This window comes from Mycobacterium shunyiense (genome assembly GCF_058270075.1).
In genome coordinates this window covers 216,277-228,848 of the sequence record NZ_JBZDPU010000040.1, presented here as the reverse complement: position 1 = coordinate 228,848, position 12,572 = coordinate 216,277, and the positions used below count along the sequence as shown (strand labels likewise).

General features: G+C 65.2%; 13 protein-coding genes. 12 read left to right on the top strand and 1 reads right to left on the bottom strand.

The window, feature by feature from the left end:
• Window positions 1-45: 45 nt before the first annotated feature.
• From AC4ELH_RS31495 to AC4ELH_RS31465, 7 genes are read left to right on the top strand one after another with little or no spacing between them, the layout of a single operon-like run.
• The gene (locus AC4ELH_RS31495; protein ID WP_498888704.1) at window positions 46-645 is read left to right on the top strand and encodes a hypothetical protein; all 600 of its coding nucleotides are present in this window, start codon (window positions 46-48) and stop codon (window positions 643-645) included.
• Window positions 646-657: 12 nt separating this feature from the next.
• Window positions 658-1,575, top strand: coding sequence for a hypothetical protein (locus AC4ELH_RS31490; RefSeq protein ID WP_498888702.1), 918 nt, complete (start codon window positions 658-660; stop codon window positions 1,573-1,575).
• Window positions 1,576-1,582: 7 nt separating this feature from the next.
• On the top strand, window positions 1,583-2,092 hold the full coding sequence (locus tag AC4ELH_RS31485) for a hypothetical protein (protein WP_498888700.1): 510 nt from the start codon (window positions 1,583-1,585) through the stop codon (window positions 2,090-2,092).
• Window positions 2,085-2,438, top strand: a complete 354-nt coding sequence (locus tag AC4ELH_RS31480) for a hypothetical protein (RefSeq protein ID WP_498888698.1) — start codon at window positions 2,085-2,087, stop codon at window positions 2,436-2,438. The genes AC4ELH_RS31485 and AC4ELH_RS31480 overlap by 8 nt, the downstream gene beginning before the upstream one ends.
• On the top strand, window positions 2,435-2,704 hold the full coding sequence (locus AC4ELH_RS31475; protein WP_498888696.1) for a hypothetical protein: 270 nt from the start codon (window positions 2,435-2,437) through the stop codon (window positions 2,702-2,704). The genes AC4ELH_RS31480 and AC4ELH_RS31475 overlap by 4 nt, the downstream gene beginning before the upstream one ends.
• Entirely contained in the window at window positions 2,701-3,099 is a 399-nt protein-coding gene (locus tag AC4ELH_RS31470; protein ID WP_498888694.1) for a hypothetical protein, read from the top strand. Before AC4ELH_RS31475 ends, AC4ELH_RS31470 begins: the two co-directional genes overlap by 4 nt.
• Window positions 3,100-3,126: 27 nt before the next feature.
• Window positions 3,127-3,987: a phage tail tube protein gene (locus AC4ELH_RS31465; RefSeq protein ID WP_498888692.1), complete on the top strand. Its 861-nt coding sequence runs from the start codon at window positions 3,127-3,129 to the stop codon at window positions 3,985-3,987.
• Here AC4ELH_RS31465 and AC4ELH_RS31460 read toward each other — a convergent pair whose 3' ends face one another.
• A complete protein-coding gene (locus AC4ELH_RS31460) occupies window positions 3,988-4,389 on the bottom strand; it encodes a hypothetical protein (protein ID WP_498888690.1) in 402 nt (133 codons plus the stop codon).
• Window positions 4,390-4,517: 128 nt separating this feature from the next.
• Between AC4ELH_RS31460 and AC4ELH_RS31455 the strand changes: the two genes are divergently transcribed.
• From AC4ELH_RS31455 to AC4ELH_RS31435, 5 genes are all read left to right on the top strand, one after another.
• A complete protein-coding gene (locus tag AC4ELH_RS31455) occupies window positions 4,518-5,000 on the top strand; it encodes a hypothetical protein (protein WP_498888688.1) in 483 nt (160 codons plus the stop codon).
• 98 nt (window positions 5,001-5,098) lie between these two features.
• Window positions 5,099-5,389 carry a hypothetical protein gene (locus tag AC4ELH_RS31450; RefSeq protein WP_498888686.1) on the top strand — a complete coding sequence of 97 codons (291 nt, stop codon included), beginning with the start codon at window positions 5,099-5,101 and terminating at the stop codon, window positions 5,387-5,389.
• Between the two features lie 48 nt (window positions 5,390-5,437).
• Window positions 5,438-9,733 carry a phage tail tape measure protein gene (locus AC4ELH_RS31445; RefSeq protein ID WP_498888684.1) on the top strand — a complete coding sequence of 1,432 codons (4,296 nt, stop codon included), beginning with the start codon at window positions 5,438-5,440 and terminating at the stop codon, window positions 9,731-9,733.
• A complete protein-coding gene (locus tag AC4ELH_RS31440) occupies window positions 9,730-10,827 on the top strand; it encodes a hypothetical protein (protein WP_498888682.1) in 1,098 nt (365 codons plus the stop codon). Before AC4ELH_RS31445 ends, AC4ELH_RS31440 begins: the two co-directional genes overlap by 4 nt.
• Window positions 10,827-12,545 (top strand): Gp37-like protein, encoded by a 1,719-nt coding sequence (locus AC4ELH_RS31435; protein ID WP_498888680.1) that lies wholly within the window; start codon window positions 10,827-10,829, stop codon window positions 12,543-12,545. The genes AC4ELH_RS31440 and AC4ELH_RS31435 overlap by 1 nt, the downstream gene beginning before the upstream one ends.
• The last annotated feature ends 27 nt before the right edge of the window (window positions 12,546-12,572 follow it).

The following is a 12,572-nucleotide window of genomic DNA, read 5'->3' as shown; positions in this document are numbered from 1 at the left end:
CTCGGCCGCAACGGCAGGGGCGAACCCGAAACGGGAGAAACACGCATGTCTGATTGCAACGATCTGCCCATCCACCCGACAACCGGTCTGCGAGCCATCGGCATCGGCAAGCGAGGCCCGTGGTGGCCCATCATGGGCGCATCGGAGGACCACGGCGGCGGCGACAGTGGCGCCGCTGGCGGCGAAGGAGACGGCCAGGGAGATCCCGCAACGGGAGCCCAGTCCGGCGGCGACGGTGACGGTGAACCGAACCCCACTGAAACAGTGGAGTTTTGGAAGGGTAAAGCCCGCGACTGGGAGACCAAGTCCAAGGCCAACGCCAAGGCGGCTACCCAACTGGCCGAAACCACCACCAAGCTCACCACGGCAGAGGCTGAGGTTGCGACCGTACCGGCGAAGGTTGCCGAGGCGCTCAAAACCCACCTGGTGGCCCGCCACGAGATCGACTCCGAGGATGCCGATCTGTTCCTCACCGCGACCGATCCCGAACTGATGCTCAAGCAGATCGATCGGCTGCTCGCCCAATCAGGCAAGCGTCGAAAGAACACCAACTACGTGCCCGACCAGGGCAACGGAAGCAAAGACACCGAAAAAGACAGTGGCATACGCGAATTCACGCGCCATCTGTTCGGTAACGACGAATAAGGAGAAGCCATCATGGCGGTTTTCAACAGCTCGCAGCTCGAACTGCCCGACGAGATCCTTGATCCCTGGTTGGGCAAGGTCAAGTTCGGGTCGTCCATCGCTACCCTGTCGGCCTCGGAGCCGATGAAGTTCGGCACCGGTTCGTACATGACCTTTGACATCGGAGAAGCCGAGTACGTCGGGGAAGGTACGGCCAAGGGGCCGTCGACAATCACTCGGACGCGGAAGAAGACCAAGCCGTACAAGTTCCACAAGACGGTGCGGTGGACCGAAGAGGTCAAGTGGGCCGACGAGGACCATCAGTTGGATGCCGTCAAGCAAATTCTGGCCCTGATCCAGCCGTCGCTGTCGCGTGCGCTCGACTTCGGCGTCTACCACGGCATCAACCCCGCCAGCGGCGAAGAGGTCACGGCGATGGAGGAACACCTGTCGCAGACCGCCAACGCCGTGGAGATCGCGGCCGGTGATGCGCCGCAGCTGCTCCTGGACGACGCTGACGAGCTGGTGTTGGCCGATCGCTTCATGCCCAAGGATCTGGCGCTCGACACGACGTTCGCCGCGGCGTTCGGCAAGCAGCGCATGCCGGTGGCTACCGGGGAGCAGATCGGGCCGAAGATGTACCCCGACCTCGTCTACGCCACGGCGCCGGCGGGCCGGCTGGAGAACCACAACAGCTCGGTGTCCGACACTGTCGGCGCGGTCGGTATCGCGGACGTGGCCACCAACGTCAAGGCGTTCGTCGGCGACTTCTCTGCGATCCGCTGGGGCATTCAGCGCGCCATCGGCCTGGAGATGATCGAGTACGGCGACCCGGACGGCCAGGGCGACCTCAAGCGCAACAACGAGGTCGCGTTCCGTGCCGAGGTTGTCTACGGCTGGGGCATCGCCGACCTGAACGCCTTCGCCAAGATCATCGACGCGGTGGCCTGACCCGACCATGGCTGACGCGCTGCTCACCCCGCCCGACCTGGCACCGTTCGCGCCCGACCTCGACGAGAACAAGGCCAAGGCGATGATCGACGACGTGTTGGCGTTGGCCGGGTTGGCAGCGCCCTGCCTCGACGACGAGAACCTAGCCCCGGCGAAAGCCGCAGCTGCCAAAGCGATCCTGCGCGGTGCGGTCCTGCGGTGGAACGAAGCTGGGCAAGGTGGTCGAACCCAAGTCACCGACGTCGCCGGGCCGTTTCAGCACTCCGAGAGTTTCGACAACTCCGCGCCGCGGCGCTCGCTGTTGTGGCCCTCGGAGATCGCTCAGCTGCAAAAGATCTGCGCGTCCGGCGGTAGTCGTAGCGCTTGGAGCTACGACACCGCCGGCAGCACAGGAGTGCAGCACGGCGATACGTGCGCAATCAATTTCGGCGCCACGTACTGCGATTGCGGGGCGATCTACACCGGGGCCGGCGGCGGCCCGCTGTGGGGGTCGTCAGAAGGGGCGTCGGATGCCTAGTGTCCCGCTGCGGTTCAAGTGCGGACATGAGGTCTACACGCCGGCTGCGGGGCCCAAGGATGCTCACGGCAACACCAAACCCGGATGGGCGGCCCCTGTGCCGGTCGACTGTGTCTGGTGGACGCCAGAGTCCAGCGAGCCGGCGCAGCCGCCCACCGGCGGCAGTCGGGTCATCGTCCACCAGGTGCTGATCGTTGATTCGGCTCTGACAGTTGACCATCGGGACCGGTTCATCGTGGACGGACAGCGTCACTCGGTGGTCACCGGCTTACCCGAGGACTACAACCACGGGCCGTGGATGTCTCCGGATCGTCTCGTCGTCAATCTCAGGAGGGTCGAAGGGTGAGCGTACGCATCAAGATCAACGAGGGCGGGTTCCGCGAGCTTCTCACGGGCGCAGCAGCTCAGGGACTCCTCGACGAGTTAGCCGAAAACGTTGCCGACAAGGCGAACTCGGTTGCCTCAACGACGAGCCCGCCCTATGACGAGCCGTACTACGAGATCACGGACGGCTCAGACGAGGAACGGGCCCGCCGCCGCATCATCGGCACCGGCGCCCGGGCGATGGCTCACGAGGCCAAAACCCAAGCGCTACTCAGGGCGATCTCGTGACCGTAGTCGTCGGGCCCGACGTCGAAGAGATGGCCGAAGTGTGCATTTCGGCCGGCCTCGGTGACCTCGGTTTGCAGGACTGGGAGGTGGCCACCGAGATCCCGTTTCCCCGTCCTGAATGGTTCGTCAAGTTCGTCGTCACCGGCGGCCGGAAACGCAACGCCCGCATCGCCAACCACCTCATCACCGCCCGCATCCACCGGCCAAAAGCCGAAGCGGTCGAATGTGGCGAGGTGGCACGCGGCATCGCTGGTGCCCTCGAAGCGGCCGCCGAAACCGTGCCGGCGGTGACAAGAGCGACGGTCGAATCCTGTGAGCGATTCGATGACCCGGACCTGCCCGAGGTCGCCGTCTACCAGACCGTCGTGGCCTGGACTATCGCAATTCCCGTGTAACACACCATCATTTGAAAGGACCGTGCCATGGCACACACCAACGTCAAGAACACCGGCGTGCTCGTTCCGAAGGCCACCGGCGGCATCTTCCGCTACCCGCTGGGCACCCCGTTGCCCACCGACCCGTGGACCCCTCGACCGATCATCCCCAACTGGGACTCCCGCCTGGGCGGCGTCTCCAACGAAGGCGCCACCAGCAACACCAAGCGTGACACCGACAAGAAAAAGGACTGGAACGGCGACAAGGTCCGTTCTGTGCAGACAGGCAAGGATGACACCCTCAAGGTGACCTACATCGAGCCGCTGAACCCGCGGACGATGGAGGAGTACTTCGGGAAGGCCAACGTGACGGTCACGGAGGCCACGACCGAGCACGGCACCCTGATTGCCGCGAAGAGCAACTCCGACGTGCTGCCGCACTACGCCTACATCATCGACGTCTTCGACGGCAACGTGCGCAAGCGCCGGTGCCTGCCCGACGCTCAGGTCGCCGAGATCGGAGACGAGGTATGGAAATCCGAGGATTGGTCGGTGTACCCGCTGACCTATGACCTGTTCCCGGACCTGGCCGGCAACACGTTCTACGACTACACCGAGCTGGACGACAAGCTGGTGACCACGGCGCTGACTGCCACGCTGACTGGCGGTCCGACCGGCGGTAGCTGGCTGTTCAAGGTGGCAGGCGAGCCCGCCACGATCGTCTTCGACGATGACGGCACGGAATTCCAGGCGAAGCTGGAAGCGCTGGTCAACGTCCGCTCGGCGACCGTCACCGGCGCAGCCGGCGGCCCCTACACCATCAGCCTGGTCACCGCCGGTGCCGCTCCGGTCAGCGCCGACGCCTCGGGGCTCACCCCGGCCGGCGGCGTGACCATCGCGCCGGCCTAATCAGTCCTTGGTGGCCGCGTCCTCCGGGGCGCGGCCACCGGGCCGGTACCGGCGAATTACTCCCACTGTCAACAGCGCTAACGCCGCAACGGCGAAAATCGCAAGCCACGGTGTGCGGGAATTTCGCTCCGCTATGCAACCGTCCACTTGATCGCTACGTGTCCCTCCCCAGTAGTCGGGGTGATCAGACTGCCACCGGGCGTCCTCATAGGCGGCTTTGGACGTGTTGTTCTCGATCCACATGCCGCAGTCGGTGCCGTGCGAGTTGGTCACGGGCCACAGCGCCATTAGCGCGGTGATCAGAAACGTGACTGCTGCAAGGGAGAGCGCAGACCGGCCTGGCTTTGGTGCTCCCAGGAATGCCTTGCGCGCGGCCGCCACGTACATGTCCAGCTTGCTCATCCCGCGAATGTACAGCCGAGTCACAGGCTGCATTCCAGAACCGTCTCCCCGTGCCGTAAACACACCTTGGCGCGGCGCGGGGAGGCTCCAAACACCACAGCCAAGGTGAGCCAAGGTGAAACCGAAGAATGGCAAAGAGACGAGACGACGAAGCGCCGGATCTGGCCGACGAACTGGCCCAGGACAATGCGGCGCTCGATCGAGAGCCGCCGTCCACCCACGAAGCGCTGGCCGACGCCCGCGCCCAGGCATCCGACGACGTACGTGACATGCTGCCCGAGCCCGTGCCGGGCGATCCCGACTATGACTGGTCTAGCCACTACGGCGCCGCCGAGCTGTACGTCCACACCTACCCCGATGGCCAGGTGGTCGCGTTGCGCCGGTTCAAGCACATCTACTCCAAGCAATGGCTGCGCAGCATCAAGAACCTGCCAACCGAATTCGACATCGAGTCCGCGGCGATCGACCGGGCCGCGTGCGAAACCGCCAAGGAATTGATCGACAACCGACCGTGTCCGGTTGATGGCCCTGACGACTTTCAGGCGCTGTGGAACGCTTGGACGGCGGCAGATAAGGCGAGTGACGGGGAAGGCACCACCGCGGGGGAATAGCGTGGCTGGTCGATCAGGTCACGGGCGATCTGGCCGACGCGATCACCCGTGACCTGCTCTCAGATCGGCTCGACTTCAACACGATTCACCCCCGCGACATGCGGTCCTACATCGAGTCGGCACAACCCGGTACTGCGATCTACCACGTCCGAAACGGCGGGTGGACGCTCAGCGACTACCTGGCCGCTGCCCTGCTTGATGAACTCAGCGAAATCCGTTGGCGCTATGCCGCGCTCCATTTCGAGGGATGCGCGGAACAGCCCTTCCCGGAACGGGTTCCGCGACCAGGCAGCGACGAGCCAGCGGACACCGGCCCGACATGGGACACCGTCGAGGACGTCACCGACCTCATGAGCCCACAGGTGCTCGAACTCATGAAAGGAATTTGACATGCGTTCTGGCGCAACAATGTTGGGGGGTGCATCATCCCGGAGTTGATGACTGCGTGGGTGACCTTGGCGGTCTCCGCGCAAGACATGCAGCGGGACATCACGCGCGTCCTGCACCAAGCAGGTCGCAACGCGAAGATCACCCCCACAGTGGACAGTGCGAAGCTGTCCAACGAGGGCACCGCCAGCGGCCGGCGGTTCGGGTCCCGGTTCTCAGCCGCAGCAAAGCTGGACCCCAAGGTGGACACCGCCGGGATCGCCGGCCAGGGCACCGCCGCCGGCCGCAGCTTCGGCGAACGGTTCTCGTCATCGGCCAAGACGGCGATGGCGACCATCGGCGTCGGGGTCGGGGTTGCCGCCCTGGCGTCACAGTTCAAAGCGGTCATGTCGGTCGGCATGGACTGGACCAACAACATGAACACCCTGACCGCGGTCACGGGTGCCACGGCCGACCAACTCAAGCAGGCCGGTGACGCTGCCCGGGCCCTGGGCAACGACGTCTCGTTGCCGGCCACCTCGGCCAACGATGCCGCCGCGGCGATGACCGAACTCGCCAAGGGCGGGTTCACTGTTCAGCAGGCGATGGACGCGGCCAAGGGGTCGCTGCAGCTGGCCGCGGCTGCCGGCATCTCGGCCACTGACGCGGCCACGATCCAGTCTCAGGCATTGCAGGCATTCGGATTGCAGGCAGCCGGCGCGGGCAAAATGTCGGACACCCTGGCCAATGCCGCCAACGCATCCTCGGCCGAGATCACCGACGTGGCCTACGCCTTGCAGGCCGCCGGCACCGTGGCCAATCAGTTCGGGCTGTCCGCTGAGGACACCGCCGCGGCCATCGGCCTATTGGCCAACAACGGCATCAAAGGTTCTGACGCCGGCACCTTGCTCAAGACGTCACTGTTGGCGTTGACCGACCAGGGCAACCCGGCCCAGGGCGCGATCGAGCAGCTCGGCCTGACCGTCTACGACACCACCGGCAAGTTCGTCGGCCTGCACTCGCTCTACGGGCAGCTCGGCGAGGCCGCCAAGCGGATGACCCCCGAGCAATACCAGGCCGCTACCGCGGTGCTGTTCGGCTCGGATGCCATGCGTATCGCAGGCGTGGCGGCCAAGGACGGTTCGGCCTCCTATGACGCGATGCGCACCGCGATCGACCGCCAGGGCGCCGCGGCCGACGTCGCAGCGGCCAAGACCAAGGGCCTGCCGGGCGCGTGGGAGCGCGTCAAGAACGGCATCGAGTCGCTGCAGCTGAAAGCGTATGACGCGGCTGAGGGCCCGGTTTCCAAGGTGCTGGACGGGCTTTCGGGCGGCCTCGACAAGCTCGGCGACTCGTGGGACCGTCTGGCCGGCAACCCCCAGGCGCAGTCGCTACTGACCGAATCCAAGGCGGCTCTGGCATCGCTGAGTGAGAGCGCGAAGGGCGCAGCGCCGACCCTGCTCAACATCAGCAAGTCGCTGGGGTCGGCCGCGGTCACCATCGGTGGAGCTGCCTGGAAAGCGTTCGTCGTCACGCTGGAAAGCGCGGCGGCCGTGGTGCGCGTCATCACTCCCCCACTCAAGGTGATCGGCGACCTGATGTCCGAACATCAGGGTTTGGTCACCACCGCCGCGGCGGCCTGGCTCGCGTTCAAGCTGGTGCCCGGAATCATGGGCCGGGTCACCCCGGCGCTGACGACGGTCAACACGGCGGTGTCCTCGATGGGAAAGACGGTCGGCGCAGCTGGTGGCGGGGTCAAGAACCTCGTCGACTCATACCGGACCTCGGTGCAGTGGATGCGCCAGTCCAACCCGACCGTCTCGAATGCCGGCCGTGTGCTGTTCGGCATGGGATCGCAGGCGCAGACCGCCAGTGCTCACTTGCGGGTGCTCGGGTCGAATGTTGGCGGCGCGGTCACCGGTGGATTCAACGCACTCAAGGGCGCGGCCGGCGGTGTCGTGGGGGCGCTCGGCGGGCCGTTCTCGGCGGCGCTCTTAGTGGCCGGCGCCGCGTTTACCGCGATCGCATCAAAGAACGACGCTGCGACCACCTCGCTGGACAACTACAACGAGGCGCTCAAGCGGTCGAAGGACGCGCAAACCACCCTCAACGATGCGCTGATCGCCTCGGGCGGCGTGCTCGATGAGAAGGCCCTGGGGGACCTCCAAAACCGCCTCGGCACGCTCAAGGGCGAGCTGGACACCGAGGGCAACCGCACGGGTTCGTTCGCCGACCAATTCCGCGACGAATCCGGCAGCCTGTGGGGCGGTTTCAAGAAACAGATCTTCTCGCTCGGGGACAACCCCGAGGGCAACCTGGACACGAAGATCCGTATGCAGGCCGACACCGCGAAGTCGGCCAGCGCCGCGATCGACAACCTCAGCCTGTCACAGGAGGAACTGGCCAAGCAGGTCGGCGGCGGCCAGCCGGTGTTCGACGCCCTGGTGGCCAACCTCGAAAAGCAGGGCGCCGGTGGGGTCGTCGCGTCCGAGAAGCTCAAGCAGCTGCGCATTGACCTACTGGGGGCGCAGCAGGCCGGCGCCACCGTCAACCCGGTGCTCAAGCAGCTCGGCGACGACGTCGTGGGGTCAGCCTCGAGGATCAAGACCGCGTTCGACGCCGTGCCGAAAGATGTGCCGGTCAATGTGTCCGCGCCGGGCGGCCAGGCCGTGTTTGACCTGTTGGTTCAGTTGGGGCAGAGGGTTTCCCAGGACAACGACAAGACCATCAACGTCGATGCCCCCCTGGCCCCGGACGTGCTGGCCACTCTCAAATCGCTGGGCTACGAGGTCAAGAACAACAACGGCAAGCTGATCGTCGTCAAGCAGACCGGTGCCGAAGAGGCCTCCGATCAGATCGACAAGGCCGCCAAGGATCGAAAAGTCACGATCGAAGCGGCCTTCGCCGGCATCACCGCATCGGGCACCGTCGAACTCGATCGACCGGCGCGCCGAGCCAATGGCGCCATCGTTCCCTTCGGCGCCATCGTGCCGATGGCCAACGGCGGGCTGCGCTGGATCGACAAGCCGCAGTCGGCCGGCATCTATCAGGGCCGCGGCGCGGGAACGATCTTCGCCGAGAAAGAAACCGGCGGCGAGGCGTACATTCCGCTGGCACGGTCCAAGCGTGGCCGGTCGATGGCCATCCTCAAAGAGGTTGGCCGGCTGTTTGGGGTCAACTCCAACGCTGAGGGCTCCATCACCGTCGATGACCTGAAATCGTTCGCCTCTGGGGTCGGTGGGCACAAGTACGCATGGGGTGCCGGCAACGGCGACACATTCGATACCGACTGCTCGGGCGCGCAATCCACCATCGCGAACTTCATCACCGGCGCTGGTGGCCGATTCTCTACCGCCGACCAGTCCCAGGCGCTTCTGGCCCGCGGTTTCCAGCAGGGCGATCCGCCGGCCGGCATCGCCGCCTACTGGGTGGGGTGGAAGAACGGCGGCCCGGGCGGCGGTCACACCGCCGGCACGATCGTCGACCCCGAAGGCGGCAACGTCAACGTCGAGATGGGCGGCAAGGCCGGCAATGGCCAGTACGGCGGCAGCGCCTCGGGGGCATCGGAATTCCCCAACCGGGCGTGGATCGCGCTGGCCGGCTACGGCGACGATCCGACCAAATCCGGCGGCGGTGGATCGTCCGCGGCGGTGCAGACCGCGCAGGCTCGCGTGACCGGCGCGAAAGCCTCGACGCAATCCGCCCAGAACGCCTACGACAAGGCCGATTCCGAGGTGAACAAGCTCAAGGCTGAGGTCGCGAGTGCCGACAAGGTCACAGCTGCGGAGAAGAAACGTGATGTGGCGCAGGAGAAGCTGACCGCTGCGCAGGAACGGCAGAGCGCAGCTGAAACCCGACTCTCTGAGGTCAAGGACAAAGAAGCGCAGAAGGCCGACAAGGCGGCATCGGGCGGTGGTGACGGGCAGTCGCTGGGGCAGGGCATCCTCTCCGGTCTACTGCAAGGCATCGGCCTGGACGGCTCGGTCTTCTCCAACCCGCTGGAATGGCCCAACGTGAAATCGGCGATGGCTCTGGCCAACTGGGGTGGCGGGCTGGCCAAGGCATGGGCCGGCGCCGGCAGCGAGGACCAGGCCGGCGGCGGCCTCGGCGGCGGAATCGGCAGCGGGCTTGCGGGGGGCCTCGGCATCCCCAACGCCGCGGACTTCCTTAAGCCCATACCGCCCCCGGGTTCCACCATGCCTCTACGCGGGCCTGACGGACAGCACGCCGGCAGCGGCGCAGCGCCCGGGCCGGCGCGCGGTGGGGACACCTGGAATATCTCCGGTGTCGCACCCAACGAGATCCTGCCGAAGATCGAGGCCCGCCAGAACTCGGCGCAACGTCGCCAGTCGGGAGCGTTGAAATGAGCAAGAGTCAGAGCAGCTGGCTGCCCTATGATCCGGTTCTCAACCGCGTGTCGGCGCCGACGTTCCAAACCTGGGATGACATGGGGCCGTTCACCAAACAGCTGCAATCCGAACAGACGAAGATCGTCTACGTCTCGCCCGATGGTGAGCGGGTGTACACGTTGGCCGGCGGGTTCAAGGGCAACTACGGGGTCATCCTGGCGCCCGGCCTCAAAGGGCACACCGGCGCCGCGTTCAGTCAGCTCTACTCGTCGGGACCGTGGATGCTCGGCGAAGAGCCCGAGCGCACCGACTACCGCAAACGGGTCATCCACTTCGGTGTGCACTTCGGCCCGCACCTCAACGCCGTAACGCGGCTGAAATACGCCGACACCGGTCTTGCCCTCGATGAGATCCGCGAGCAGTGGTGGGACGACTGGCCCGAGGACTCCGAGCTACCCATGGGGTTCTGGGGTGAATTCAGCCGCTTCACCGGCTGGCGCTGGACCCGGGTTCGCAACGGGGAACCCAACTTCGACGAAGTGGAGATCGACCCGAAGGCCTACGGCAACAACTACGCCACCGCGGCGATGACCATCCACGCGCCGTTCCCGTTCTACGCCAAACGCTCACTGACCCGCGAGTGGCGCAACGACGAGGCCAACGCAGCTATCAACGGCCGCAACCATGGTGTGCTGCGACTGCCCAACCGCGGCGACTACGAACAGCACCCCAAGTTCATTGTCGAAGGTGCCGGCGAGGTGTCCATTCAGGACGGCATGACCGAGCGCATGGTGGAGCTGGAGATCCTGCCATCGGACGGCATGGTCCTGGTCGACACTGACCCGTCCAAGCGGACGCTGACCAGCGAGCATGACCCGATCGACACCGCGTTCTACAAGCTGATCCGCAACAGCGAGATCCTGGACTTCCTACTCGGCGATCTCACCAACGCCAAGGCTGGATTGCCGATCGGTCGGCGGGTGCCCGGCGGCATCGGATTCATGTCACCAATCCCGGCGCAGACCATGGCGGTCATCAAGGTCACCCACACAAACAAGGCCGGCAAGATCAGCATGATCATGCCCCAGTGGTACCGGCGCGGGGTGGCGTGATGGCCCGCAAGGTCTACACCGCCCCGACCGATCCGTTGGCCAAGTACCGGCTGCTCGACGGCCGGCGCGAAGTGTGGCGCCGCGCCAGCAAGCAGCCGCCGCTGATGCGAGTGCTCGACAAACAGCTGAACTACATGGGGACGCTGCGCGGGCAGGTCCGATCCGGGGATTGGGAACGGCTCTGCGATGACACCGGCGTCGGGAAAATCCGTGTACGACGCCAGGATTGGCTCGCTGATCTGATGGCCCGCGGCACTCGCTACCTCGAAGATCTGCACCTGGCCATCGACCCCAACCCCAACATCCGATCGTGGGAAACCCGTCTCGGCTACCGCATCCAGTCCGTGGTGGCGGTCAAGGACGAGGACGGCACCCACTGGGTCGAATTGGAACTGATGTCGCTGCGCGAGCACGCCAAGCACATCGCGATGATCCCCACACCCGTGAGCGCGCCCGAATTCCAGCCGATGAAAGCCTGGCTATGGGTGCAGAATGCGCGATCGGGCCTGGCGTTCTCGACATTCCTGAACCTGCTTCGGACGTTCTGGCCGGTCCTGTCGCTGATCACCTCGTGGGCCGACCCCGTGCACTGGCTTACCAGCCGCGCCGGCAACCTCTCACCGCTGCACTGGCCGATCCAAGTCCAGTTCGTCAACCCGATCCTCGATACGTCCCGAATCGTGCCGATCGCGGCGAAAGCCCAAATGGTGCACGACATTCACGAGCCCATCGGTGAAGACACCGGCGTAACCCTGATCGACTATCTCTGGCTCGAAGAGGACGAAACCAGCCCGCACCCCGAGCTGGCGGCGATCGTGGGCGAGCAGGCGGCACGGCCCACCCGCAACTGTGTCGTTCTGGCGTTCGAGCAAAAGGACGGTGTCATCGGGCCGACAGGCACCGCCGCTGACGGTGCGATCTCAGCGATCGGGGCGATCCTCGACGACACGATCACCGAGGTGATCCTGCCGCTCGACCAGGACGGCGACGGGCTCACAGATCCGTTTTTCCGCCGGCTGCTCGGCGTTGCCCCGGAGAAACCCTCGCTGGTATGGCGGGAGTGCAAGCACTCAGGCATCATCACCAGCGCTCACCGGATGCAACGCGCCACTGCCCGCACCATCTGGACCGGTGGCCACTCACCGACGATCCTTAACCAGGCCATCACATTTGGTGTCCGCTATGGGTTGGCGCAATTGGAACAGGTGATCCCTTATCCGGGTAGCGCATACCAGCAACTCGGCTCCAGCGGGCTCGACAACGTCTACCAGGGCCAGGCCGACGATCTGTTCTTCAGTTGGCAGAAATTCACGAATCCTAAAGTGGCGCTGTGGCTTAACGACTACGCCCTGATCGACCACGTAGAGCCCGGCAACGGTTTCGCCTGGGTGGTTTCCTCGGCGCTGACCCTCCGCCAGGGCATCAGTAAGACCGGGCCCGAGGTGAGTTTCACCATGACCACCCGCGACGGTCACCCGTGGGTGTACGGATTCGACTACCTTGCGGGTGACCGCGGCATGTGGGAGATCGACCAGATCTACTACGTCAATCAGATCCGCGGAATCAAATGGGCGGTAACCGAATCAACCGCCATGACACAGGATCTGGTCATCGGCAAGGCTAGAAAGCACGACGCATTCGAGGCCGGCATGAAAGCGCTCGCTGACGGATGGAACGCGATCGGCTCGCTCATCGGTGGCGCCGCAATCGCGGCCTGAACCAACCTCTCCCCCTTTGCCCCTGCA